The 23,521-nt window shown below is 69.8% G+C and carries 21 protein-coding genes; 7 read left to right on the top strand and 14 right to left on the bottom strand.

What is annotated here, in order from left to right; all coding sequences use genetic code 11:
* Nucleotides 1–65: 65 nt before the first annotated feature.
* The 4 genes from OG875_RS10635 to OG875_RS10620 all read right to left on the bottom strand — a co-directional run bounded on the left by OG875_RS10635 (nt 66) and on the right by OG875_RS10620 (nt 5,016).
* Nucleotides 66–1,475: a glycoside hydrolase family 18 protein gene (locus OG875_RS10635; protein ID WP_330173983.1), complete on the bottom strand. Its 1,410-nt coding sequence runs from the start codon at nt 1,473–1,475 to the stop codon at nt 66–68.
* A gap of 348 nt (nt 1,476–1,823) precedes the next feature.
* Nucleotides 1,824–2,864, bottom strand: coding sequence for a hypothetical protein (locus OG875_RS10630; RefSeq protein WP_330173982.1), 1,041 nt, complete (start codon nt 2,862–2,864; stop codon nt 1,824–1,826).
* Nucleotides 2,865–3,287: 423 nt separating this feature from the next.
* The gene (locus OG875_RS10625; protein WP_330173981.1) at nt 3,288–3,836 is read right to left on the bottom strand and encodes a DUF1062 domain-containing protein; all 549 of its coding nucleotides are present in this window, start codon (nt 3,834–3,836) and stop codon (nt 3,288–3,290) included.
* Nucleotides 3,837–4,389: 553 nt separating this feature from the next.
* Nucleotides 4,390–5,016, bottom strand: coding sequence for a lipoprotein (locus OG875_RS10620; protein ID WP_330173980.1), 627 nt, complete (start codon nt 5,014–5,016; stop codon nt 4,390–4,392).
* A gap of 168 nt (nt 5,017–5,184) precedes the next feature.
* Here OG875_RS10620 and OG875_RS10615 point away from each other — a divergent pair, with 168 nt between their 5' ends.
* On the top strand, nt 5,185–5,568 hold the full coding sequence (locus tag OG875_RS10615) for a VOC family protein (RefSeq protein ID WP_330173979.1): 384 nt from the start codon (nt 5,185–5,187) through the stop codon (nt 5,566–5,568).
* Nucleotides 5,569–5,593: 25 nt separating this feature from the next.
* Here the strand turns inward: OG875_RS10615 and OG875_RS10610 are convergent, their stop codons facing one another.
* Nucleotides 5,594–6,031, bottom strand: a complete 438-nt coding sequence (locus OG875_RS10610) for a glycosyltransferase family 2 protein (protein WP_330173978.1) — start codon at nt 6,029–6,031, stop codon at nt 5,594–5,596.
* Nucleotides 6,032–6,371: 340 nt separating this feature from the next.
* Here OG875_RS10610 and OG875_RS10605 point away from each other — a divergent pair, with 340 nt between their 5' ends.
* Nucleotides 6,372–6,851 carry an HIT family protein gene (locus tag OG875_RS10605; protein ID WP_330173977.1) on the top strand — a complete coding sequence of 160 codons (480 nt, stop codon included), beginning with the start codon at nt 6,372–6,374 and terminating at the stop codon, nt 6,849–6,851.
* Nucleotides 6,852–7,003: 152 nt separating this feature from the next.
* Here the strand turns inward: OG875_RS10605 and OG875_RS10600 are convergent, their stop codons facing one another.
* The 4 genes from OG875_RS10600 to OG875_RS10585 all read right to left on the bottom strand — a co-directional run bounded on the left by OG875_RS10600 (nt 7,004) and on the right by OG875_RS10585 (nt 10,379).
* Entirely contained in the window at nt 7,004–7,771 is a 768-nt protein-coding gene (locus tag OG875_RS10600; protein WP_330173976.1) for a hypothetical protein, read from the bottom strand.
* A gap of 96 nt (nt 7,772–7,867) precedes the next feature.
* Nucleotides 7,868–8,968: a thiamine-phosphate kinase gene (gene thiL, locus OG875_RS10595; RefSeq protein ID WP_330173975.1), complete on the bottom strand. Its 1,101-nt coding sequence runs from the start codon at nt 8,966–8,968 to the stop codon at nt 7,868–7,870.
* Nucleotides 8,965–9,687: a (d)CMP kinase gene (locus OG875_RS10590; protein ID WP_330173974.1), complete on the bottom strand. Its 723-nt coding sequence runs from the start codon at nt 9,685–9,687 to the stop codon at nt 8,965–8,967. The genes thiL and OG875_RS10590 overlap by 4 nt, the downstream gene beginning before the upstream one ends.
* 8 nt (nt 9,688–9,695) lie before the next feature.
* Nucleotides 9,696–10,379: an HIT family protein gene (locus OG875_RS10585; protein WP_330173973.1), complete on the bottom strand. Its 684-nt coding sequence runs from the start codon at nt 10,377–10,379 to the stop codon at nt 9,696–9,698.
* Between the two features lie 360 nt (nt 10,380–10,739).
* Here OG875_RS10585 and OG875_RS10580 point away from each other — a divergent pair, with 360 nt between their 5' ends.
* Nucleotides 10,740–11,339, top strand: coding sequence for a class I SAM-dependent methyltransferase (locus OG875_RS10580; RefSeq protein ID WP_330173972.1), 600 nt, complete (start codon nt 10,740–10,742; stop codon nt 11,337–11,339).
* Nucleotides 11,340–11,410: 71 nt separating this feature from the next.
* Here OG875_RS10580 and OG875_RS10575 read toward each other — a convergent pair whose 3' ends face one another.
* Together OG875_RS10575 and OG875_RS10570 are read right to left on the bottom strand one after the other, a co-directional pair.
* Complete coding sequence (locus OG875_RS10575; RefSeq protein WP_330173971.1) at nt 11,411–12,865, bottom strand: CocE/NonD family hydrolase; 1,455 nt, start codon at nt 12,863–12,865, stop codon at nt 11,411–11,413.
* Nucleotides 12,862–13,818 (bottom strand): Vgb family protein, encoded by a 957-nt coding sequence (locus OG875_RS10570; RefSeq protein WP_443079096.1) that lies wholly within the window; start codon nt 13,816–13,818, stop codon nt 12,862–12,864. The genes OG875_RS10575 and OG875_RS10570 overlap by 4 nt, the downstream gene beginning before the upstream one ends.
* A 243-nt stretch (nt 13,819–14,061) precedes the next feature.
* Between OG875_RS10570 and OG875_RS10565 the strand changes: the two genes are divergently transcribed.
* From OG875_RS10565 to OG875_RS10555, 3 genes are all read left to right on the top strand, one after another.
* Nucleotides 14,062–15,603 (top strand): hypothetical protein, encoded by a 1,542-nt coding sequence (locus tag OG875_RS10565; RefSeq protein ID WP_330173970.1) that lies wholly within the window; start codon nt 14,062–14,064, stop codon nt 15,601–15,603.
* Nucleotides 15,600–17,972 carry a glycosyltransferase gene (locus OG875_RS10560; protein ID WP_330173969.1) on the top strand — a complete coding sequence of 791 codons (2,373 nt, stop codon included), beginning with the start codon at nt 15,600–15,602 and terminating at the stop codon, nt 17,970–17,972. Before OG875_RS10565 ends, OG875_RS10560 begins: the two co-directional genes overlap by 4 nt.
* Nucleotides 17,973–18,148: 176 nt before the next feature.
* The gene (locus OG875_RS10555; RefSeq protein ID WP_330173968.1) at nt 18,149–18,697 is read left to right on the top strand and encodes an NUDIX hydrolase; all 549 of its coding nucleotides are present in this window, start codon (nt 18,149–18,151) and stop codon (nt 18,695–18,697) included.
* Here OG875_RS10555 and OG875_RS10550 read toward each other — a convergent pair.
* The 3 genes from OG875_RS10550 to OG875_RS10540 form a co-directional block, all read right to left on the bottom strand.
* Complete coding sequence (locus OG875_RS10550; protein WP_330173967.1) at nt 18,691–19,488, bottom strand: hypothetical protein; 798 nt, start codon at nt 19,486–19,488, stop codon at nt 18,691–18,693. The two genes, OG875_RS10555 and OG875_RS10550, sit on opposite strands and share 7 nt — an antisense overlap.
* A 169-nt stretch (nt 19,489–19,657) precedes the next feature.
* Nucleotides 19,658–21,010 carry a polysialyltransferase family glycosyltransferase gene (locus OG875_RS10545; protein WP_330173966.1) on the bottom strand — a complete coding sequence of 451 codons (1,353 nt, stop codon included), beginning with the start codon at nt 21,008–21,010 and terminating at the stop codon, nt 19,658–19,660.
* Nucleotides 21,010–21,990 (bottom strand): glycosyltransferase family 2 protein, encoded by a 981-nt coding sequence (locus tag OG875_RS10540; protein ID WP_330173965.1) that lies wholly within the window; start codon nt 21,988–21,990, stop codon nt 21,010–21,012. The genes OG875_RS10545 and OG875_RS10540 overlap by 1 nt, the downstream gene beginning before the upstream one ends.
* 187 nt (nt 21,991–22,177) lie before the next feature.
* Between OG875_RS10540 and OG875_RS10535 the strand changes: the two genes are divergently transcribed.
* Nucleotides 22,178–23,503 carry a DUF6716 putative glycosyltransferase gene (locus tag OG875_RS10535; RefSeq protein WP_330173964.1) on the top strand — a complete coding sequence of 442 codons (1,326 nt, stop codon included), beginning with the start codon at nt 22,178–22,180 and terminating at the stop codon, nt 23,501–23,503.
* Nucleotides 23,504–23,521 lie beyond the last annotated feature (18 nt).

Here is a 23,521-nt window from a genome sequence, read left to right as displayed (position 1 = left end):
CGGCCGCAACCAGGTGCCGGGCGGACCCATGAGGATCCGCCCGGCGGAGTGCTGTCGGCAGGAAACTACCGGCGGTCCAGGCCGCGGTCGACGGCCTTGATCAGTTCGCCGTCGGCGGTGTCCCCGTCCAGCGACCAGAACATCGCGCCGCCGAGTCCCTTGGCACGGACGTACGCGGACTTGGTGCGCAGCACCTGCGGGTCGTCGTAGGTCCACATCGTCGTACCGTCGAAGAGCCAGGCGTGACCGTTCCTGAGGTCACGGTGCACGGTGAACGCTCCCGAGTCCGCGAGCTTCTTCAGCGCCTTGTAGTCCTCGTTGCCGTTCGCCCAGGTGCCGGGAGCGGCGCCGGTCGCGGGCTGGCCCATGCCGTTGCCCTCGCCCGAGACGCCGGTCCAGCCCTGGCCGTAGAAGGGCATGCCGACCACGAGCTTTCGCGCCGGGGCGCCGCGCCGCAGCCAGTCGTTGACCGTCTGGTTGACACTGAAGTCGTCAGGCTTGGCGAAGAGCGCGGACTGCTGGGCGGTGGTGGGCTCCCAGGTGCCGTGGAAGTCGTATCCCTGGAGGTTCACGAAGTCGAAGTCCCGCATGACCTTGGCGACTTCGAAGCCCGCGTCGATCTTGGCGGGGGCGGTGGGGACGAAGGCGGTCAGCTCGTAGTGCTTGGGCTTCCCGTGGCCGTGGCGGCCCTTCTGGGACTTGGAGTACGCGTCGAGCTGCGCGCGGAACTCCCGTACCAGCGCCGTGAAGTTCTGCTTGTCCTCGGGGCGGAACACCGTGCCGACGTCGCCGGCCGAACCGGGCCACTCCCAGTCGAGGTCGATCCCGTCGAAGAGCCCGGCCGCCGCGCCCGCGCCGCCGCGAGTGCCGTCGACGGGCAGATTGCCCTTGATGTAGAGGTCGACGCAGGAGGAGACGAACGCCTTGCGGGAGGCGGGGGTGAGGGCGGCGTCCGAGAAGTTCTTGGACCAGCTCCAACCACCCAGCGAGATGAGGACCTTGAGACCGCGGTGCTTCGCCTTCAGCTCACGCAGCTGGTTGAAGTTGCCGGCGAGGCGCTGGTCGTCGGTGTCGGCCACCCCGTCGACGGATCCGGCCGCATCCAGCGGGCGCCCGTAGTCGGCCCAGGCGTCGGACTCTCCGGGGGTGTTGCCGGTGAAGCACTTCCCCTCGGCGCTGACGTTCCCGAAGGCGTAGTTGATGTGGGTCAGCCTCGCGGCGGCCCCACTGGTGTCCATGTCCTTGACCTGGTAGTTCCGCCCGTACACACCCCACTGGGCGAAGTAACCGACGCGCTTGTACGACTCGTGCCGGTCGTGCGAGCCGTGCTTGTCGCCCTGCGAGCCCTGCGAGCCGTGCGAGCCGTGCTTGGCTCCTTGCGGGGCGGGGCTGGCGCCCGCCGAGGGGGCGAGGGTGGCCACAAGGCCGAGGGAGAGGGCGGCGATGGCCAGCCGGGAAAAGTGCTTTCGAGGCATGAGGCTCGTTTCCTGTGCGTGTGCCGGAAGGGAGCGGTGTTCTGCGGTGCGCACAGGAACGTATTGGTCTGGACCATTAACGTCAAGATATACGGCAGTTTTACCAGGGGTAAGTGTCTGTAGAGAGCCAAATCCCCACTCCGGGCGCTAAGTTGCCCGATACCTGCGAGCCGCGACTGGCGTCGGGGCGCGCGTCCGGGCGTGCGCCCACGGTGCGGCCTGGCGCGTCACAGTCCGGAACGAACCTCGGGCTTCCATCTCGGCGAACCTGGCCGCGCGGCTCAGCGCACTGGTGGGTATGAGTGCGGATGCGACGGCGTCGGCGAGCCTCCACCGCCTCCCGGAGACTCAGAACGACACGGTGAGGGCGATGACGACGATGTTGGCGATGAGGTACAGGCCCGTCGCGATGGCGAAAGTGCGGTTGTTGAAGCGCCGCGCCGCCGATTCTGCCATGGGATCGGTCAACAGCCTCATGACGTAGGTGGCGTTGGCGACGCCGACCAGTACGTAGAGCAGGCTCATGAAGTGGATCTCTTCGACCAGCGTCACGTTCAGGAAGGTGCCCAGCGCCTCGTCGACTGCCCGCAGGTTGAGCATGATCGTGAAGAGCGCGGCACCGAGAATCCCGAGCCGTGCGACCATGGCGACCTCGTTGTCCTTCGACCAGATCAGAAACGAGATCAGGGCGACCATGAGAGCCACATATACCGGCAGGATCTGCTTGCCGAAACTCGTGAGGTCCACGCGGGTGAGCTGGAACTCGATCACCAGCTGGGAGTAGTGACTGCTGCCTCCTTGTTTGAGCCGGGGATCGCCGAAGCTCGTCGTGTAGAGCGCGTCACCGACGCCGATCCGGAATCGCGTGATCTTGAAGTCGCCGGGATGGATCCTGGAGTTGTACGTGGAGTTCTTCGCATCCGCCCGGTAGACGAACCGTGACTTGTCCAGTTTGTTTTCCTCAACCTGGATCCGGACGACCTGTTTGTCGAACGGGAAGTTCGTCAGGTTCAGGGTCTGCCGGAAGGTCCCGGCCACTTTGACCTGAGTCCAGTACTCGTTGTCCACCTTCTCGCTGGAAGGCGCGGTCAGCGTCGTCTTCGTCGCGTTGGTGAATTCGAGACGCTGGACAGCGGCGAGGTCCTTGCGTGGGCATACGCTCCACAGCCACAGCTCCGCGTTCACGGTGCTCGCGACCGGATCCACCGCGTAGAGGTCGGTGACGTACGCCCCGACCCTGCAACTGGGCACGGCCGCGGCGGCGGGCGTGGCGATGATCAGCGTGCTCAGCACCGCAGCGACCGCTGCGAGCAGGGCGGCCGCTCCTGACGGGAGCCCGGCCAGGAAGCCACGTCGGCCGTTCGCCGGCCCGCCGTACGAACGGGGCATACCTGCGAGCCTCCAAGGACGCCGGCGGAAGCAGCGGGAACTGCCTCAGGGGAGCGTTTCCACGCGGACCTTAACCCGGCGGCCGAGGCAAGATCGCGATCGGAGCGGCCCGCCCCGCAGACCGGCTCAGATGCACCCGTTCGGCCCCTGCCCAGGGCCGCGGCGCGACTGTCGACCACGCAGGCGGCATGCTCATGACCGCCCAGGCGGTGTCGTCTGTGTGGGCCTGCGGCGGGGCGGTGCGTGCGGTTTCGTCCCATCCCCACGAGAGGACACGATCATCGCGCGCCGACTCCGTTTCAATGCTTCAACTCGCCGTGCGCTACGGAGCGTTCACCGCGTAGGCGGCTCCCGTCGACCGGGGCCCGTCCGGCACGCGGGCCGGACAGGCCCCGGTCGTTCCCGGGGAGGGACGGGGAGGGCTCAGCGCTTCAGCGTGAAGGTGAAGTCGCCGGAGAGCGTGCCGCTCAGGCGGACCGCCGCGACGAGCTTTCCGGTCGTGATCAGCCTCTCGACCTCGGACCGGGACAGACCGCGGCCCTCCGCGATCAGTCGTGCCGGACGGACCGGGATCCGTGCCGCGAAGCGGACCGAGACATCGATCACCTCGCGGTCCAGGTGATCCGATCCGCCCGTGTCGAGGCGCCAGGCGCCGTCCCAGTCGAGAGCGACGCGGTTACGGCGCCGCAGGACCGGATCCCGCAACAACTCGGCTGCCAGAGAGGGGTCGTTGGCATGGAGCCGGTCCAGCAGCTCGGGCCGTACGGAGCGCACATTCGTCCGCTCCAGGACCGTGAGCTTCGTGGTTTCCCCGCATGTGGCGCAGAGTGCGAGGAGCCAGACGTCGATGAGCTTGTGGTGGGCGTTGACGCGGAATTTACCGCTTGTCCGGAAGCGCCCGGACGCGCACGCGTGGCAGCGGCGGCGGACGAGCGGCAGGCAGGTGGGCATGACCACCCAGGTGGTGAGCACAGGAGTACACCGGTTTCAGTGTGAGAAATCCGCAGCAAGAAGCAGCGCGGCGCACCAGCGCGACGCGCGACCGTTCAGCTCTCGGGAGGTCTCACAGGGTGTACAACGGCGTGTCCTTCACCAGACGACGTGGTCCGGCAGCACGGTAATCGCGCACGGCGGCACCGCTCCACCGGTTTTCGAACGACTCGGCGCGTGGGCGGGCTCCGCCGGAGGGACCGGTTTGAGCAGGGGCCGTTGCGTGGTGGAAGGTCGGGCCGAGGGACACATAACCGGCACCGAAACGCCCACGGAGGTAACCGCTCGCGTTCCGGTGCGTCCGCGGTGGTGGGAAGACGGTCCGCGCATCGCCGACGGCGGTGTGCGCGGGATCTCGGACGTCAACGACGGTTGAGGCCGAGCCGCCAATTGCCGCGTCGCGGCGCGCCGGTGGGGCGGGCAGCTGTCCCCGTCCGGTCCCGCCGGGTCGACCGCGTATCCGGGTCCTGGTCCGCCTCGAACAGGCGGGCGCGCCCCGTGTGTTCGGCGCGCCGGGCTTGGGGGCCGGGGCCGGTCAGGATTCCGCGCGGACGCTCTTCTTCGCCAGTTCGAACGCCGGGAGCATCGCCTCGTGTTCGGCGGTGTCCATGCCTCCCAGGTGCATCACCACCAGGCCGTCCGCAGTGGCGAAGGCCAGGGACCGCCTCTTCTGCGGTGAGTCGTTCAACTCGCTGTTCTCCAGGTAGGCGACCTCCACGGCCTGGTAGGGGCCCACCGGGATCTCGCTGTACGTGGCGTCCTCGCTGTCGGGGGACTCCTCCGCGGTGAAGGCTTCGAGGGCCTCGCGCGGGTCGTCGTCCGCCGTGCCGCCCGTCCACACGCGCAGGAAGCCGATGTGACCAGCGGGCTTGGCGTCGATCTCGCAGGCCAGCGAAACGGGCCCCTGGGCGAACGGAACCTCCACCGCCCCGGCGGTCCACTTCTCGGCGATGTCGAAGGTCGCGGGCAGGACGCACGCCGAGCCCTTCGGGCCGACCGTGCCGCCCTTCTTCGCCGCCGGTGCCGGACCCGGTGCCTTCGCGGGCGGTGCGGTGGCCGGCCCGGTGGCCTTCGCCTTCACACTCGTGCCCGGGGCGTCGGCCTTCTCCCCGGCGCAGCCGCCGAGCAGTCCCAGCAGCGCGACCAGCCCGACAGCCGTCACGGTGCTCCGATTTCGGGCCATGACAGTCCGCCGCCCCCACACGATGCACCCCACGCCCGACGACCGCCGAGCCCCGAAGCGGATCATACGGGTACGGTCCGGGCGCCCCGCGACAGCCCGACGGGCAATGCGCCCCAGGTCAGCAACCGTCTCCGTACACTCACGGGCATGGCATGCCGAATCAGCGAACTGGTCATCGACGCCGCCGACGCCGAGCGTCTCGCCGCCTTCTGGTGCGAGGTACTCGGCTATGTCGAACTCGGCCGGGAGGACGACGGAAGCATCGAGATCGGGCCGCCCGGCGTCGGTTTCGGCGGACCGCAGCCCACGCTCGTCATCAGCCCCACCACCGATCCGCGCCCCGCGAAGCTCCGGCTGCACATCGACGTCAGCCCCACCGACACCGACCAGGAAGCCGAGTGGGAGCGCCTGCTCGCCCTGGGCGCCCGCCCCGTCGACATCGGCCAGACGGGCGACGAAAGCTGGCGCGTCCTGTCCGATCCGGAGGGCAACGAGTTCTGCCTGCTGCGCAAGCGGATCCCGGCGCTCTGACCGCTCGCGGGACGGACCACAGGCACTAGATCACCGGCGGTCGGCCCAGCCGGGACATCCGCCACACCGTGCGCCAGCCCATCGGGTGCCGGCTGCCCCCACTGGTCCGGATCCCCTCCGCGAAGCCGCCGAACCAGGCGCGCAGGCCCGACAGGGATCTCGTACGGAGCAGGGTCAGGGCCATCCAGACGCCCAGGTAGACCAGCACGTCGACGTCGCCGAAGTCGCGCAGCCGCCGCCAGGCGGCGTTGCGCCCGCCGGACACCCCCAGGTTCTCCTCCAGTTCCAACTGGGTCACGCCGTAGGGAAGTTCGGGGAGAACCGCTCCGTTGCCGACGACGACCACCCGGGCCGGGGGTTCGTCCTGACCGGCCACCGACTCCAGCAGAGCCAGCAGTTCGGGCATGCGATCGCCCATGGTCAGCACCGCGACACCCACCCGCGGCCGGATCCTGTCCGTCATCACCGTTTCCCTCAAGCCGGCATCGGATGAACGGCGAGCGTACTCCGGAAGGCATCGATGCAGACGAGCCGGGTGGGCGGCGACTCCGTCCTCCACGCGAATCGTCACCGCGGTCGCGGGTGAAACTACCCGTGGTGATTGAACGTTGCTGTCGGGCGCCCATCAGACCGAGCACCGAAATCTCGTCCTATTGAGACGCGGACTAAGTGGCGGAGCCAGGAGGATTTCGCTACGGTTCTGAGATGTTAAATATTGGTCTGGTCCATCGCCTCGGCGCATCGGACGCCGCCCTGTTCGCGAGTGAAGCGGATACGGCCTCGGAACGTGAGCGGAGCAAACGATGAGTCATCAATCACCGGCGGGCGGGGATGATTCCTCGTGCATCTTCTGCCAGTTGCATCGTCCTGATCTCAATCGGATCATGCAAGAGAATGAGACGTTTTACGTCCGCTATGACAATTTTCCTGCCGCTCCTGGTCATGTGGAAATCGTTCCCAAACGACACGTGGAATCCTTCTTCGATCTGACGCCCGGTGAGTTGCAGGACGCCTACGCTCTCATTCTGGCGGCCCGGGAGAGAATCACCGAGGAGTCCCGCCCCGATGGATTCACCATCGGGGTCAACGAGGGGAGGGCGGCCGGGCGGACTGTCGACCACCTTCATATCCATGTGATTCCACGGCATTTCGGTGACGTCGAGGACCCTCGTGGCGGAATCAGGCGCGCGGCTCCCAACTGCGACCCGGACGCCTGGACGAAGAACGGCGCCACGCCGGGCGGGCTGAGGGAATTGACCGACGTCCGGCCGGGCTCTCGCTGACAGCCGGGAAACGGGGGTGGCTTGGCCGGGCGCGGGTGGAACGGGGGCGCCGGCCGGCCGGAGACGCCGGACGATCCTGGGCTTCGGGCAGGTCAGGGTGTCGGACAGGTCATGGGCGTGGGGCAGGCCGGGACCCCCGGCAGGTCAGGGCCTCAGAGGACATCGAAGTCGTCGTGGCCCAGCCGGGAGCAGAGCGAGTTCACCTCGTGCCAGAAGTCGTCCACGTCCATGTCGTCATGACCGTGCCGGGCGTCGACGCTGATGCATCCGATGAAGTCGCCGCTCCGGTCTCTTATCGGGCTCGCGAAAACGGCTCCACGATGGGAGACACGCTGGAATTCAGACCAGGAGAATCCCATCACGGCGTCGGCGCCCGCAGTTGCCCGGCGGGTGTCGAATTCCTGCCGGTTCGTCAACTCGCCGGCCAATGTCCGGACGTCGTACGAGACTTCACCGTTGCGCTTCCAGCAGAGGCCGACGACGCCGACTCCCCTGACGGGAGCGAAGGACCTGGTGATGGGAGTGCTTCCCAGGCGGTACGTGGCGACGCGCCGGAGATATCCGCGCCAGGGATGACGAAGAGACCGGCGAATCAGCCATATATGGAGGCTGAGATCGCCGGTCTCCACGGGAGGTCGGGCATTTCTTGCCACGACCAGCATTTTTCCGAAGTGCAGCAGAACTTGATGGCGGACGACGGAGCGGCGCTCCGCTCTTTGTCTGCTCGCGTACGCCTGGAAAGGCGTGAGGGCGCCGAAGAGTCCGACCGTGCATATGAGTGCGAGAAGCACATGGGGACGCTCTTCCGTCGTCTCGGACCAGAACAGCTCGTTGGGCACGTCGTATTGACGCGCCGCCAGGCCCAGAGTCGCGGCGAGCAGTACCGATCGGTCCGCGATCTTGGCGGTGAGCGTTTTCATGAAGCTACTTTATTCCGGGGGCGACCCGGCTCACCATGTCCCGTCACGTGGAAGAATCACGCGGATTTTCGCTCCCTATGTGTCCCTCCTCCCTGCCTATGTGTCCTCCGATCCGGAGGCAAGAAGACTGATGTCTGACTTCTGATGCTTCCACGCCACCCCCGGAAGTGGCCGGACACCGTTGTCATCCACCACAAGAGCCTCTCCGTCCTCCGTCGCCTCACCAATAACAGTGAAATCCAGACCGGTGGAGGTGAATTCCGCACGGCAGGCGGCCAGGTCGTCCGCCGCGACGGTGAAGGCCAACTGGAAGTCGGACGAGGCGCTCATCGTCAGGGCCAGCGGATCGACTCCCATGAGGTCGGCCACGTCGCGAACCACCGGGTCCACCGGAACGTCCCGCGCGTTGACACGGAAACCCACCCCGCTGGCGCCCCTCAGTTGCTCGATGGTCGCCTTGAGTCCGTCCGAGGTGTCCTGGCAGGCCGTGGCATACGGCTTACGGGCCAGCACACGGCCCTCGGCCACCCGGGCGCGGGGCTTCTTCCAACTGTCCAGCAGTTTCTGTTCGCTGTCCGCCGGCAGCGTTCGCGGGAAGGTGCCCCGCCGGGGGAAGTACGCGACCGCCGCGCCCAGGAGGCCGCACGCTCCGGTGACACAGAGCAGGTCTCCGGGACGCGCCCCGGATCGCCTCAGGACTTTCCCGGGCGGGCAGACGCCCAGGGCCGTGCCGGAGAGGATGAGACGTTCGGCGTTCCCGATGTCGCCGCCCACGTTGAGCGTGCCGAAATCCGCGCACGCCTGATGAATTCCGGCGACGACCTGCCGGAATCCGGCGTCGTCCATCTCGTGCGGGTAACGGATGACACTGAGCAGACCGATGGGAGTGGCGCCCATCGCGGCTATGTCACTGATGTTGGCCACCGCCAGGTAGTAGCCGATGTCGAAGTCCGACAGATGCCCCAGTTCATGCAGGATGAACTTCGGCCCTCGAACGTAGTCCGAGCCGACCACCAGACTCATCGGTGAGCCGATGTCGTAGACCGCGCAGTCGTCCCTCGCGTCGGCCCCCACGCTCAGCAGGACATCCAGGCCGTCCGGTCCCACATCCGCCCCGGACTGATTGTCGAAGAATTGGCTCACGAGTTGTCGCACCCGGGTCGGCTCGTCCGAGTGGACCGGTTCGTGGAGGCTCACGTCTCATCGCGCCTTTCGCCGAGGTGTACGGGATGCCGACCCAGCCGGTTCAGGGCGCTCGCGAATACCGCGGAGGCGGGAAGGTGGGTCGAGTCGATGTCGAGGGGGTGGGGAAGCGCCCGTACGGCGACGCGATTCTCCTCGTCGTGTGCCGTCGGGGGCCCGACCGCCGTGGAGCGGTCGGCCCGGTCGCGGTACTGCGCGCGTCTGCGCTCCCTGCGGACCGCGAGACCGGCGGTCAGATAGATCTGAAGATCCGCGCGGGGGAGAAGGGTGACCGCCACGTCCCGTCCGACGACGACCACATCTCCGCAGTCCTCGACGATGTCGCGGTGCACACGCAGAATTTCCTGCCGCAGATCCGGATCCCTGGAAACCCTCTTGAGATGGTCGTCCAGGGAGGAATCCCAGATGTCCTCCGTGATCTCCTTCTCCTGGAAAAAGACGGCATGGCTCCGAATCAGCTCTCCCGACGGGCCGTATACGGCGGGGAGATGTCTGAGGTCGGAAATCAGGGTGGCCCGCGCCTGCCCGTCGGGCTCCCGCGAGAGCGCGTAGGCGAGGCTCCTGAAGGTGAGTCCGGTGTCCAGAAAAGCCAGGCCGAAGAACTGGGCCAGGCTGCTCGCCAGCGTGGTTTTCCCACTGGCCGTGGGGCCGTCGATGGAAATGGTGATGTGCGGCATGTGCCGCCCTCCGTACGCGTTCGCATTCACGTTCATGTTCACGTTCAATTTGAAGGTTCGTCGTCGGTCGGGCCGGCCCACCAGTCGTGGGTCCGTGTCATGGTCTCGCGCAGCAGTTCCTGGCGGACGACCAAGGCGTAGTCCCACAGCGGGTCGGGTATTCCGAGCAGCCGGCCGACGACGGAGCGAAGATATTGACTTCGAATCGGGCGGCTCCCGTCGAATATGTGGTACTCGCCTTCGTGGCCGCAGAGGAAATACGGCTCTCCGCCGAAGGCCGTCAACTCCCGCAGATCCGTCAGGGCGGTCGACGCGAGTCCGTCGGTCCGGATGAGGGATATGACGTCATGGGCGTCGACGGGAAGCAGATGAAGGTGCGCGTGAGAAATACAGGCGCCGGATCTCATGGCGGAGGACGAACCGTGCTCGAGGATGGTGAGCCGGCCGAAGGTGTGCCGGTACCGGTCGCTCACTTCCGCGAGGATCGTCGCCAGTTCCGCGCCGTGCTCACTCATGAGTTCGGCGAAGCTCAGATAGTGGTCGACCGGAATCAGAAGAAGGTGGCCGGCGCACAGCGGCGACATGTCGACGATGAGGCGGAAGCGCTCGGTGTCCAGCAGGACCCGGCTCGGCGGATCGCCTCGGTACACGGACGAGAACGTCGTGTCCTGCGCGCCGATGATTTCGTCGCAGAAGTCGGATTCGGCGCACTGAATTCCATGCTGCATGGCCGCCCCTTGCCACGGGAATGATCAGGTGCGCCGTTGTGAATGGTTTGCGGGCGTAGTTTACGAAAATTCGGCGCGCCCGCGCAAGCGGCCGAGGTCGCTCGCCTCCGATGTGGCCGAAAGTGACGAGGCGGGAGTCCGTTCGTATGAGTGTCGTCCACCGGTTGACCAGGCGGGAAATTTCTCTGGAGTGGGAGGGCTGGTCCCTTGGTCTACTGTCGAATAGACGCTCGGGTCGAATGCCGAGAAATGATCTCGTTGTCGCTCGAAAGACCGATGCCCGGCATGGGGCCACTGACATAGCGTCGGGGAAGCATCGGCTCCTCACCTGAGCCGGAGAAGCCACGGCCGGAGAATCGCATGCCGCTCATCGCGGGGACGGCGGGCTACGGCGCCGCCGCGGAAGATCTTGCACGTCAGTACGAAAGCGTCTCTTTCCAGGAGGTCCATGGCGAGACACTTCCCTTCTTCCCTCCGCCGCCCGGCAGAGCCGTCGATCTGGGGGCGGGCTCGGGCAGGGACGCGGCGGCGCTGGCCGGGCTGGGATACGACGTGGTGGCGGTCGAACCGACGGCCGAGCTCCGCGAGATCGGCCGCCGGACGCACGCCGACGCACACGTCCACTGGATCGACAGCGCGCTCCCCGGCGTCGAGGGAGTGCGGGGGCCGTTCGACCTCGTTCTGAGCGTCGGTGTGTGGATGCATCTGGACCAGCGGGAACGACGAACGGCCATGGAACGCGTCCGGTCCCTTCTCGCTCCCGGGGGCCGGGTGGTCATCACCCTTCGCCATGGCCCGATTCCCGTCGGGCGGCGGATGTTCGACGTTTCGCTCTCCGAGGTGGTCGTCCTGGGACGCCGTACCGGGCTCCTCCCCCTGCTGGCGCGGGAGCAGCCCGACCGGCTGGGGCGTGCGGGGGTCTCCTGGAGTGTGGTGGTGCTGGAGGCGCCACGCACCTAGGCCCCGTCCGGCGGGCAGGCGGGCAGGCGGGCAGGCGGGGCGGCGGGCACGGTGCGGACCCGCCCCCGTCCTTATCCCTCCGCCCGCGGGATCGACACGTACGAGCCCGCCCCCAGCCGGACCTCGCCCCGTGCCGCGTGGTTGGTCTCGTACCAGCGGTGCGGGGCGCGGAGGCGGAGGCCGAAGCGGTCGCCCGGGGAGACCGCGCGTGAGACGAACGTGAGGGTCAGTTCCACGGGGTGCGTCAGATCGTGGTGGCGGGCGCGGAACGGGGTCTCCGTCAGGAGGGTCGCGTCGTCCTCCCCGGACGGCAGCAGGTACAGCTGGACCAGCAGGTCGAAGTCCGGCAGGTCCGAGGAGAGCGTCAGCACCACGCGCGGGCGGCCCGTGACGGCGTGCGCCGGGGCCGTATGTACGAACGCGGTGTCCGTCAACTCCTCCCGGAAACCGTCGGGTTCGTCCTCCACCAGATCCGGGTCCAGACGCAGCGTGGTCGCCGGTAGGTCCAGCCGGGCCGGTGGGCCCTCGGGCAGGGACGGGGAGTGCCGCCAGCCGCCGCCGATGTGGAAGTACGTGACCCGGTCGGCCAGGAAATCGGGACACGGGCCCCGGCCGAGCACCCAGTCGTACCAGTCGGCGTGCAGGGCCGGCAGGTCGATCACGCAGTCCTGGGTGAACTCCAGCCCGCCGAAGGAGCGTGCCGCCGAGCGGGTGCCCGGGTGGTCCCAGGGGCCCATCACGAGGTGCGAGGCGGTGTGCCGGTCGGGGGGCAAGGGTGCGCCGGGGTGGCCGGCGTCGTGCCGGTCGAGATGGGTGAGGGCGCCGAGCTGGTCGTCGTCGTACTGGCCGGTGATCGTCAGCACCGGGACGGTGACCGGCGCGGCGGGGGCGAAGGACGCCCAGTACGCGTCGTACGCCGGGTGGTCCAGCCACTCCTGGAAGGCCGGCAGCCGTTCGCCGACCGAGGCCACGTCCAGGTCCCGGAACGGCCGGTCGCCGTGCTCCCGGTGGATCTCGCGCCAGTACGCCCTGTCGCCGAACGGCCCGCTGTTGAGGCGGCGCCCGCGGACGAAGGTGAGCCACCGGACGGCGTACGCGGCCGTGAGCCCGCCCACCGCCGGGAAGTCGACGCCCGGACACACCGACGCCACGGGCGCGAGCGCGCGCAGCGCGGGGGGCCGGGTGCCCGCGAGCGCCCACTGGACGAATCCGCTGTACGAGGCGCCGTACGTGACGACGTCGCCCGTGCTCCACGCCCGTTCGGCCAGCCACTCCACCGCGTCGTGCCCGTCGGCCGCGTCGTCGTGGAACGGGCGGAACTCCCCGTCGGAGTCGCCGCGCCCGCGCGAGTCGAGGCTGACGAAGTGGTAGCCGCGCGAGGCGAAGAACCGGCCGTCCGCGTGATACCGGTCCGCCCCGTACGGCGTCAGGACCAGCACCACCGGGCCGGGGTCGGCCGGCGCGTGGTGGATGCCGCGCAGCACGGTGCCGTCGCGGGTCGGTACGGCGACGAATCGCAGGCTCATCGCGCCTCCACCCGGGCCACCGAGCCCGATTCCAGCGCGACCCACAGCGCGCCGTCCGGGCCGACCGCGATCCCGTGCGGCTCCGAGGACGGGGACGAGGCGGGGGATGGAGACGGGGAGGGGGACGGGGACGGCAGGTCGTACTCCGTGACCGTGCCGTCGCCCCTGATCCGGCCCACCCGGCCGGTGCCCCACTCGGTGAACCAGCAGTCACCGGGACCCCTCGCCACGATCGCGTGCGGCTTGGCGGCGCGGTCCGGCAGGGGAAACTCCCGCAGGTCACCCGTCACCGTGATCCGGCCCACCCGGCCCGCGACGATCTCCACGAACCACACCGCCTCGCCGTCCGACGCGATCCCGACCGGGCCCGCGCCCGTCGTCGGCAGCGGATACAGCGTGACGTCGCCGGTGACCGTGACGCGGGCGAGCGCGTCGGCCTGGTTGAGCGTGCACCACAGGGCCCCGTCGGGGCCCGCCGTGATCACCGACGGGTAGGCGCCCGTCACGGGCAGCGGAAACTCGGTGACCACCCCGTCGACGGTGATACGTCCGACCCGGTCGGTGTTCATGGCGGTGAACCAGAGCGCGCCGTCCGGGCCGGAGGCGATGCCGTACGGGGCGCTGCCGGGCGTCGGCAGCGGATACGAGGTGACCTCGCCGGTGACCGTGACGCGGGTGATCGCGTCCGCCTGGTTGAGCGTGCACCACAGGGCCCCGTCCGGGCCCGCCGTGATCACCGTCGGGCGGACGTCCGGCGCGCCCAGGCCGTGCACGGTCACCTCGCCGTCCGTGCCGAGCCGGGCGACCCCGCCGCTCCGCGCCAGAGTCACCCAGAGCGCCCCGTCGGAACCGGCGGCGATGCCGTACGGCCCCGACTCCCGCCCCGGCAAAGGGAATTCACGTACGACGGGTCCACCCGGTCCGGTGGGTGAGGGGTCCTCGGGGCGTGGCACGGGGGGTCCCTTCCGGTGCCCGGGAGTACCCCCGGGGCCGGTTCGGCCGGGCGCGTCCGGGTACCCGCTGGTTCGGAGTACGGCCGACGAGCCTCCCGCCGGGACACCCGTCGGCGCAACCATTTTTCGGGCTCCCGCCGTTCCATCCGCCGTCGTGGTCAGTTCATCTTCCCGTCGCGCGGGTTTCCTAGTCTGTCGCGGACCCGCAACCTGATCGCGGGCAGTCAGACGCTTGGGAGCACCATGACGAAGGTCCGCAACCGATGGCTCAGGCCGCGCGACGGGGACGGCCCGGCCGGGCCGCCCGACGGAGCAGGGCAGATCCCGGGCCGGGGGGACCGGATCACGCCGACCGAGCTGGACGTGTGTCTGCGCGCCTGCGCCGTACACAGCGGAAAGGTGGTCGGCAGCCTCGCCCGCAGACGCGCCGAGCTGGCCGAGCGACTGCGTGCCGTACTGGCCGCCCACGCCTCCGGGCCCGCCGAGAGCGCCCCGGCCGCGCCCGCCGCCACGCCGCTGATCCGCCGGGCGGCCAAGAAGGTCGTCGCCGGGACGGTCGCCGGGACGGGCGGCTCGCTCAGCGGTGAGCTGCTCGACGCGCTGCTGGCCGCCGGGAACAAGGCCCTGGAGTGCGGGTACGAGGACGAGCGGAAGCTGGCGCTGCTGATCAGCGACGCCGTACTGACCCAGCGCAAGAACTCGCGGGCCGGCTGGCGGCTGCGCGCGCGCACGCTGGAGGCCATGGGCGACGAGCCCGCCGCCATCGCCGCGTACGAGCGCTACCTCACCCTGACCGAGGACGACGGCTTCGGGGTCGCGCCCCGCATCGTCGGTCTGCGCACCGCCGGTGAGAAGCAGGACGAACTGCTGCGGCTCCTCGAACGCGGCTGCCCGCAGGCGGCGGAGTACGCGGACGGCCGCGCCACCGACGCCTGGGCCGAGGGCGTCGCGCGGCACGAGGCCGGCGACCGGGCCGGTGCCGAGCCGCTGCTGGTCGGCGCGCTGCTCGCGATGCGCGGCGACGGCAGCCCGGTGACGGACCTTCAGGTCTCCATCGGTCAGTATCTGGACCTGCGTCTGGCGGCCGGCGGACCGGTCGAAGAGGCGCGTGAACTCGCCGCCCTCTACGGCGACATGCGGCGCGGCCGGCTGCGCGGACTGGTCCCGGACCCGACGTTCGGCGACGTCCAGTGGCTGACGCTGGGTGAGTTCCGCAACCAGATCGCCGGCAAGTCCATCTGCCTGATCGCCAACTCGCAGCGCGTCGGGCGCGGTTCGATGGGCGCCGAGATCGACGCGTACGACCTGGTGGTCCGCTTCAACTCGTACCGGATCGACGCCCCGGCCACCGGCCGGCGGACCGACATCCACACCACCATCCACAAGCACGGCTTCAACTGGGACCAGAAGGTCACCACCCGGCTGGTCTTCGGCGGACTCAGCCACGACTGGAAGAACTCCCTGCGCAACCGGCTGGTGCCCGGCGCCCAGACCTACGTCAACGACGAGTCGCTCCGCTGGCCGCTGCGCAACATCGGCCAGGTCGACACCGACGTGTGGGCCGCCATTCCGACCAGCGGCTTCAACATGCTCTGGCTGCTGGACTTCCTGGACGTCAGCCCGACGCTCGACCTGATCGGCTTCGACTTCTACGAGAGCGGTGCCTACCGCGTCAAGGAAGCGATGCGGATGCCCATCACGTCCGTGCACGAGTACACCAGCGAAAAGGCGTGGGTCATGGAACGCGCCCAGAGCGTGACCGACATGAGGATCTCCCTGCGATGACCGCCACCCCCCATGCCCTCGTCGGGCCCACCGCCGCACCGCTGTCCGCCAACGAGCTGACCGGCAAACGGCGGCTGGCCTTCGCGTCCTTCGTGGACGAGAACTACCTGCCGGGCTTTCTGGCGCTGCTGCGCAGCCTGGCGCTCTCCAACCCCGGTGTCTGCGAGGACTTCATCGTCCTCCACGACGACCTGCGGCCCCAGTCGGTCGCCTCGATCCGGGCCCTGCACCCCCGGGTCCGGTTCCACCGCGTGGACGCCGGGCGCTACGACGCGTACGAGAAGGGCGACCAGGACAACTACCTGGTCCGCAAGGCGTACTTCATCCTCGACGTGTTCCGGCTGCGCGACTACGACACGGTCATCACCCTCGACACCGACATGGTCGTCCTCGGTGATCTCTCCGAACTGCTCAAGCTGCGCGACGGACTTGCCGCCGTACCGCAGTTCTTCTACGGGGAGCACAAGCTCAACAGCGGACTGCTCGTCATCCAGCGCGAGTATCTGAGCGACGAGTTCTGCGCCCGGATCGACGCCACCGGACGCGGCGGCGACTACGAGCTGAACAAGCACGACCAGGGCATCCTCAACGCGGTGCTCGACGGGGACTTCGTCCAGCTGGACTCGCGGTACAACTTCGTCAAGCGGCGGCTCTCCGGCGATCTGCCCGTCCCCGAGGACACCGCCGTCCTGCACTTCACCGGACGCCACAAGCCCTGGCAGGGCGGCGAGGCCGGATACGCGCAGGCCGAGGACCGCTGGCGCGAATTCGACCTGACGGACGCGGAGTTCTACGCCGCGTTCATGGACCTCCCCGGCGAACTGCACCACGAACTGGTCATCAAGTACGGCACCGAGCACGTCGAGCGCACCGGGGACGTCGAGTGCGCCCGCAGGGTCGCCCACGCGCACATCAACACGGGCGGCTTCCAGGAGGCCGCGGACATCCTCGGCAGCGTGCACATCCCGGTCGACGAGGCCTGGCCGCACGAGGTGCTGGGACACGCGCTGATGAGCGTCTCCCGGTACGCGGAGTCCGAGGTCCATCTGCACCTCGCGACGACGTTCCCCAGCCGCGCCGCGACGTCCTTCGGGCGCCTCGCGCAGATCGCCTGGATCCACGGCGACGACGCGACGGCGCACGAGTACGCCATGCGGGGCCTGGCCGCCGACCCCACGCACCGGTCCAACCGGCTGATGCGGCTGCGTACCCGGGGCCACGACCTGCCCGCCCCGCGCGAGGGTGCCCCCGAGGACCAACTCGCCCACGTTGCCTTCTACATGCCGCAGCAGGGCAACGCGGGAGACAAGCTGCTGCCGGAGACCGTACGGCTCGCGGTCGGCACCAGCACCGGCCCGAACGGCGGCGCCGACACCGACACCGGCCCGGCCCGCTGGCACTCGATCCACGCCCACCGCCTCTTCGACAAGGCGGCGCTCGCACGGGTCAACGCCCGGCGCGGCCTGGTCATCGGCGGCGGCGGCCTCTTCATCCCGGACACCGCGCCGAACGGCAACAGCGCCTGGCAGTGGAACGTCCCCGACGAGAACCTCAACGGTATCGACGTCCCGATCGTCGTCTACGCGGTCGGCTTCAACGCCTTCGACGGCCAGTCCTACCGCGCCGGGCGCTTCAACTCCTCCCTGCGCCAACTGGTGGAGCGCAGCGCCTTCTTCGCGCTCCGCAACCACGGTTCCATCGACAAGGTCCGCGCCCTGCTGCCGGCCTCGCTCCAGGACAAGGTGCGCTTCCAGCCCTGCCCGACCACGGTGCTGCGCCAGCTGGTCGACGGCTGGACCGACCCGGCCCCCGGGCAGCGCGAGAACACCGTCATGATCAACGCCGCGTACGACCGGGCGGGGCTGCGCTTCGGCCACGACTACGCGCACTTCCTCGCCGAGATGGCGAAGGCGGTACGGGAGCTGGGCAAGCACACCGAGGTGCGCTGTGTGGCGCACTCGCTGGACGACGAGAAGATCGCGTTCGACCTGCGGCGTGAGCACGGCGTGTCGCTGCCGGTCGTCCCGATGTACGACTTCGACAACGACGCGATCAGGGACACCTACGCCCGTACGAAGCTGGTCATCGGCATGCGCGGTCACGCGGGCATGATCCCGTTCGGCTGCGGCACCCCGATCATCTCGCTCATCTCGCACCCGAAGATGGCGTACTTCCTGGCGGACATCGACCGGCCCGAGTGGGGCGTCTCGGTGCACGACAAGAACCTCGGCGCGGTGCTCACCGAGCGGGCGCTGGGTCTGCTCAACGACCACACGGCGTCGGTGGCCGACGTGCACGGCAGACAGCAGGAGCTGTGGAAGGTGACGCAGTCGAACGCGGCGGACCTGCGCGCGATCCTGCGCGGCTGACCACCGGGTGGCGGGTGCCGGCCGCTGACCGCCGACCCCTGACGGCTGACGCGTCACCGTTCCGTTCTCCGGCGCCGTACGGGCTCGTGGCCCGTACGGCGCCGTACGCTGTTTCGGTCCGGGAACATTTGCCCGCTTTTCCGGCGCTGGGCGGAATCCTCTGAGATCGTGCCGTGATGAGCGAACGGGTGGAGCATGTCGACGAGAACGACCAGGTGCTGGGGGTCGTCGAACGCGAGGAAGCGGTACGGAAGAGGTGGCCGCACCGCGTGGCGGCCACGTTCTGCCGTGACCCCGCAGGCCGGATCCTGGTGGTGCGGCGGGCCCGGACGCTGGCCAGGTTCCCGGGGTACTACGACGTGACGGTCGGCGGCGCCGTGGACGTCGGTGAGTCGTACGAGGCGGCGGCCGGCCGCGAACTGGCCGAGGAACTGGGCGTCGGGGCCCCGGTGCGCTTCCTCTTCAAGTTCCTCTGCCGGGGCGGCGTGAGCCCCTACTGGCTGGGGGCCCACGAGGCCCTCGTACCGACGGCCGTGCTTCCGGACCCCGCCGTGATCGACTGGTGGGACTGGATGACCATGGCCGATCTGCTCGACGTCGTGGACGAATGGGGCTTCACACCGGGAGGGCGGGAGGCCCTGCACCGGTATGTGACATCCGGACCCGGGCGCGGACCCGGACCCCGCGACGGCGACGGTGAGGAGAAGCGGCCGGCCCGTCAGTAGTGGACCTGCGGGAACGTCGCCGTCGGGCTGAACAGCGCGGCGTACGCCTCCTCGTGGTGGCGGCGGTGGCGGCCCGCGCGGTTCGCCTCGGACGTCTGGGACGACGACGGGGTCAGCATCCCGTTGTCGGCCAGGGCCTGCACGCGCATCAGCAACGCCCGGATGTCCAGGCCCAGTTCACCGGCGACCGTCTGGAGGTCGAGTCCGGACTGCCAGCTCCACAGCAGCACCGAGTCCATGCTGGACGACCAGACCACCGCGTTGTTCTCGGCCTCCGCCGGGTGGAGCGGGGCGGACAGCGTGTCCGGGTGCGGGCCCGTCTCGCCGAGCGGGGCCGACTCGGCGCGCGGGTGCGGCAGATGAAGGTCCCCCTGGACGCCGCCGCCGTGCGCCTGCTGCTGGTACATCGCGGCGTGCGGGTCGCCGTACGGATCGTCCGCCGGGGCGACGGGCGGCAGCACCTGCTGCGGGACGGGCGCCGGGGCCTGCACCGCCTGCGGAATCGGCTGGGTGTGGATGCCCGACGGGCGGTCCAGCAGCTCCTCGGCGACACTGCGCGCGTCGCTCTTGCCGACCGTGCGCCGCGCCAGCCGCACCTCGCGCTCGCTCAGCCCCATCAGATCCGCCACCGCCCCGTCGTTGCCGACGGTGACGGCGAACGCGGCGAGGGTACGGCTGCGCTCCGCCTGCGCCTCGTCCAGTACGGTCTGGGCCTGCCGTACCTGCTCGTCGGTGGCGCAGAACGCCTCGGCGAGGACGCTGTTCCGATCCCAGAGTTCACGTGGTTCCACGTGGCTAACAACGCGCCGGAACCGGTTGAGAATGCAACCTTCCGTAAATTGCCACCAAATGGATCAAAGATCCACTATCGTACAAAACGGTGAGAGACAGTCGGTCGGCACCAAGTGCGGCCCCGCCCGACCACCCGTCCAGCCCGCTCCCCGCGCGCTCCCCGTGCGCTCAGGCGCGCAGCCGGAGCACCGCCCTGCGCAGCCGCCGGGCCCGGCGCACCACGCGCTGGGCCGCCGCGTTCTGCGGGATGCGGACGAGCTGCGGGCCCACCGCGCCCGGCAGCCCGAGCGTGGTCAGCCGGCGCCGTTTGAAGTACCGCAGCGTGTCCGGGTCAAGCCGCCCCGCCAGGAAACGCTCCGTCGCGGGCCGCAGCCCCGGGTGCATCTGCGGCTGCATCGTGAAGCCGACGGCCGTGACCAGACCGGCGGGGGCCGGCTCCGGGCGGAACGCACCGTCGTCGTCCAGCGGCGGCACGAGCGCGTGCACCAGCGTCACCGGCACCCGGTTGCTGTTCTGGAACGGGGAGAGCCGGTCGAGCAGCAGATCCGTGCCGGTGCGGGCGACCGGGATGCCGAAGAACGCCGACGCCGTGAACAGCGCCGTCGAGAAACAGCCCACCACCAGCGCCGGCTTCAGCCGCGTGTACAGCACCTCGGCCAGAACCGGGCTGTCCAGCACGGTCAGTTCGGCGCCGAGCGCCGCCGCCTCCTCCTCCAGCCGCCGCGACCAGAGGGCCGGGGCGGTGGGATGCGGCTTGAACACCACGTGCCGGTGCCCGAGCGCGACCGCGCCCCGCACCATCCGCAGATGCAGGTCCTCCTCCTCGCGCTCGGTGAGAATGCCGAGCGCCGCGAGGTACTGCCCGAGCAGCAGCGCCGGCGCCGGGTCCGGGGTCGCGAAGTCCCCCGCCACGTCGGTGAGCTGACCGAGCACCCGCTGGAACGCCGGGGTCGGCACCGGCTCGGACGGCACACCGAACTCGGTGAGCAGCAGCGGTACCAGACCCGGTACGAGATCGAGGTGCAGCAGCCTGCGCACCCGGGCGCCGACCTGGAGGTCGAGCCGGTTGCGGGTGGGGCCGTAACTCATCAGCCCGTCCGCGTACACCTCGATCGGCGCGGCCGTGAAAATCTCCGCGAGCGTCAGCGCCGGGCTGACCTGGATCGATTCGAGGACCAGCTCCACCGTGTCGTCGCCCAGGCCCCAGGCGAGGCGCAGATGGCGCTCCCACAGCGGCAGGTCGTCCTCGCGGGGCACCCAGCCGCCGGGGTGGAACGGCGCGATCACGCCGTTCCAGGACAGCACCTCGCCGAACCGGTCGCGCAGCGCCTCGAAGCCGGGCATCTCGTGGACGGCGGGGGTCAGTTCGGGCGTACCGGCGTTGTTGCTCACCACCAGCACGGAGCGGTCGGCGGCCGGGAACAGCCCGGCGTCGATCGCGGCGGCCAGGGTGGCGGCGCCGTACAGGGTGGAGGCGTAGAACACCCGCGTCGTACGGCCGGAGGGGACGGGCAGGGACATCAGGCCGCCGCCTTCCCGGTCGCGCCCTGGCGCCGGCGCAGTCTGCGCAACTGGGTCGAGCGGTCCAGGTCCATCGAGTTCAGCGCCTCTTTCAATACGTCCTGCGGCAGTCGTCCCATGGCCGCCGCACTCATCGTGCGCAATTTTCGAGCCACGGCCGGTTCGAATCGTTCCTTGGCCGCCAGGTGATGCGAAATGATCGCCAGATAGGTGCGTACGGCTTTCAGCAGAAAGCGCTCACCCTCACGGTCCGCCGCCGTTTCCTCGATGACCTGGTCGAACGCGCGGATGAAATCGAGCTGCCGTACATCGCCGATCTGGGTGAGCGACGAGGCGACCCCGCGCCGGTAGAAGATCCCGAGCAGCCCCACGGCGGCGAACGACCCGGCCTCCCGGTGCAGCCGCCAGATCCACGGCCGGTCCTCGGCGGTCCGCAGCCCGTCCGTGAAGTGCAGCAGCCCCCGGTCCGCGAGCCGCCGGTGATAGATCCCGGCCCAGGCGTACGCGTAGTCCACGGACGTCGTCCGGTCGGCGGGCAGGATCGTCTCGCGCGGCGTCAGCACCACCCCGCGCGGGCCCACCGGCACCCGGTGCACGGTCCGCGTCCGGCCGGTGAACTGGACATGATCCGTACGGACGAAGTCGCAGCCCAGCCCCTCGACGGTGGCCAGCAGCCGCGCGTAGTGGCCCGGCGCCACCCAGTCGTCGCCGTCGAGAAAGGTGAGGTACTCACCGCGCGCGGCGTCCAGCCCCGTGTTGCGCGCGGTGGCCAGCCCCCCGTTCTTCTCGTGCCGCAGCAGGACCGCGCCGGGCAGCTCGCGCTCCGCCCGGCGCAGGAGTTCCAGGGTCCCGTCCGTCGAACAGTCGTCGACGAGCAGGAACTCGACATCCTTCCCGCTGTTCGCCGCGAGGCTTCGGAGGGTTTCGGGGACGTATGTCTGCACGTTGTAGAACGGCACGACCACAGAGAGCTTCACCACCCCGGTGACGCTAGGGGGCCGCTCGTCATTCGTTCCGACATTCCAGGGGATGCGAGGTGAACGACACATGGCCGAATGGTTAACCCGCCCCGATCCTGTGCCATTTCGTTCGCTGTCGACCCGCTGTTAACCCTTTATTGCAGTGCCGTTGGGCCGCCAAACGGAATGGCTTCCTAACGTCCAACACGTGCCCTCACGTACCGACCAAGCGGTCCGGATCGCCGTCCTCGCCGACTCCGACACCCGGTGGAAATGGGGCGCGCTCACCGCGCGCCGCATCGCTCCCGCCGACCGCGACATCAAGCTCAGCGGCTTCCTGCTGCGCGGACGAGCGACCCCCACCGCCCGCCAGCTCGCGGAGGTGGGGGCCGAGGCCGACGCCCTGCGCGAGATGACCGGAACGGAGTTCCTGGACGTCCTCCGTGAGGAGGCGTACGACGTCGTCGTCCTCGCCCTCGTCGGCGGCGCCGTCCAGGCGATGCTGCACGGGATCGCGGCACTCGGCCTGCCCGACCGCCCCGTCCTCGTCACCGGCTACGTCGGGGTCGTCTACGAGAAGCTGTCCGACGGGCTCCTGCTGCGCCACGGCGCGGACGTCGTCCTCGCCAACTCCCGCCACGACGCGGCCCGTTTCCGCGACGTGTACGAGGGAGTGGGCGCCGGCTCCGAGGCGGTCACCGAGGCCGCGCTGCCCTTCCTCGGCGGCGCCCGCTACGCCCCCCGGGAGGACCGCGACACCGTCGTCTTCGCCGCCCAGCCGTCCGTCCCGCTGACCCGGACCGACCGCGCGTACCTGCTGCGCCGGCTCGTCGAGCACGCCCGGCTGCACCCGCGCCGCGAGGTGCTGCTCAAGCTGCGCAGCCGGGTGGGGGAGCAGACCACGCACGTCGAGGAGTTCCCGTACCAGCGCCTCGCCGAGAAGCTGCCCGGCGGACCGCCGCCCAACTTCCGCCTGGTGTACGGGAACATGGGCGAGGTCCTGGACGGCACCGACCTGCTGGTCACCGTCTCGTCCACGGCCGCGCTGGAAGCCCTGCACCGCCGTATCCCCACCGCGATCCTCACCGACCTCGGGGTCCGCGAACCCCTCGGCAACCACCACTTCATCGGCTCCGGCTGCCTCGCCTCCTGGGACCAGCTCGACGGCGGACAGCGGCCCAAGGCCGACCCCGTCTGGGCCGACCGGCAGGGCGTCGCCGCCGACGGCTCGTACGCCTCCGCCTTCGACACGGCCCGCACGCGCCTCGCCACACTGCTGGACGGCGGCGCGCTCCCGCCGATCAGCCCCTACTACACGGCGACCACCGCCCCCGGCTACCTGCCGGGCCTCCTCGCCCGCTACCACCTCGCGGCCGACGGCACCCCGCTGACGGCGGCCGGCCGCGCCGGCGCCGCCGGACCCAGTGGCGTCCGCCGCGTGGTCCGCGACACCGTCCGCGCGGCGGCCCGGGGGGCGTACCGCCACGGCGTCCAGCGGGTGGCCCCGGTGATCCGGCGGATGGGCGAACTGTGACCCCGGACCGGACGGGCC

Source organism: Streptomyces sp. NBC_01498, from assembly GCF_036327775.1.
Classification (GTDB): Bacteria; Actinomycetota; Actinomycetes; order Streptomycetales; family Streptomycetaceae; genus Streptomyces.
This window is presented reverse-complemented; position numbering and strand designations above follow the sequence as displayed.

Excerpts from the sequence above, each read along its gene's own strand:
- OG875_RS10555 (WP_330173968.1), top strand. The coding sequence starts at position 18,149 with ATGAGCGAACGGGTGGAGCATGTCGACGAGAACGACCAGGTGCTGGGG.
- OG875_RS10615 (WP_330173979.1), top strand. The coding sequence starts at position 5,185 with ATGGCATGCCGAATCAGCGAACTGGTCATCGACGCCGCCGACGCCGAG.
- OG875_RS10585 (WP_330173973.1), bottom strand. The coding sequence starts at position 10,379 with ATGCAGCATGGAATTCAGTGCGCCGAATCCGACTTCTGCGACGAAATC.
- OG875_RS10575 (WP_330173971.1), bottom strand. The coding sequence starts at position 12,865 with ATGAGCCTGCGATTCGTCGCCGTACCGACCCGCGACGGCACCGTGCTG.
- OG875_RS10565 (WP_330173970.1), top strand. The coding sequence starts at position 14,062 with ATGACGAAGGTCCGCAACCGATGGCTCAGGCCGCGCGACGGGGACGGC.
- OG875_RS10590 (WP_330173974.1), bottom strand. The coding sequence starts at position 9,687 with ATGAACGTGAATGCGAACGCGTACGGAGGGCGGCACATGCCGCACATC.
- OG875_RS10545 (WP_330173966.1), bottom strand. The coding sequence starts at position 21,010 with ATGTCCCTGCCCGTCCCCTCCGGCCGTACGACGCGGGTGTTCTACGCC.
- OG875_RS10580 (WP_330173972.1), top strand. The coding sequence starts at position 10,740 with ATGCCGCTCATCGCGGGGACGGCGGGCTACGGCGCCGCCGCGGAAGAT.
- OG875_RS10635 (WP_330173983.1), bottom strand. The coding sequence starts at position 1,475 with ATGCCTCGAAAGCACTTTTCCCGGCTGGCCATCGCCGCCCTCTCCCTC.
- OG875_RS10630 (WP_330173982.1), bottom strand. The coding sequence starts at position 2,864 with ATGCCCCGTTCGTACGGCGGGCCGGCGAACGGCCGACGTGGCTTCCTG.
- OG875_RS10605 (WP_330173977.1), top strand. The coding sequence starts at position 6,372 with ATGAGTCATCAATCACCGGCGGGCGGGGATGATTCCTCGTGCATCTTC.
- OG875_RS10560 (WP_330173969.1), top strand. The coding sequence starts at position 15,600 with ATGACCGCCACCCCCCATGCCCTCGTCGGGCCCACCGCCGCACCGCTG.
- OG875_RS10610 (WP_330173978.1), bottom strand. The coding sequence starts at position 6,031 with ATGACGGACAGGATCCGGCCGCGGGTGGGTGTCGCGGTGCTGACCATG.
- OG875_RS10600 (WP_330173976.1), bottom strand. The coding sequence starts at position 7,771 with ATGAAAACGCTCACCGCCAAGATCGCGGACCGATCGGTACTGCTCGCC.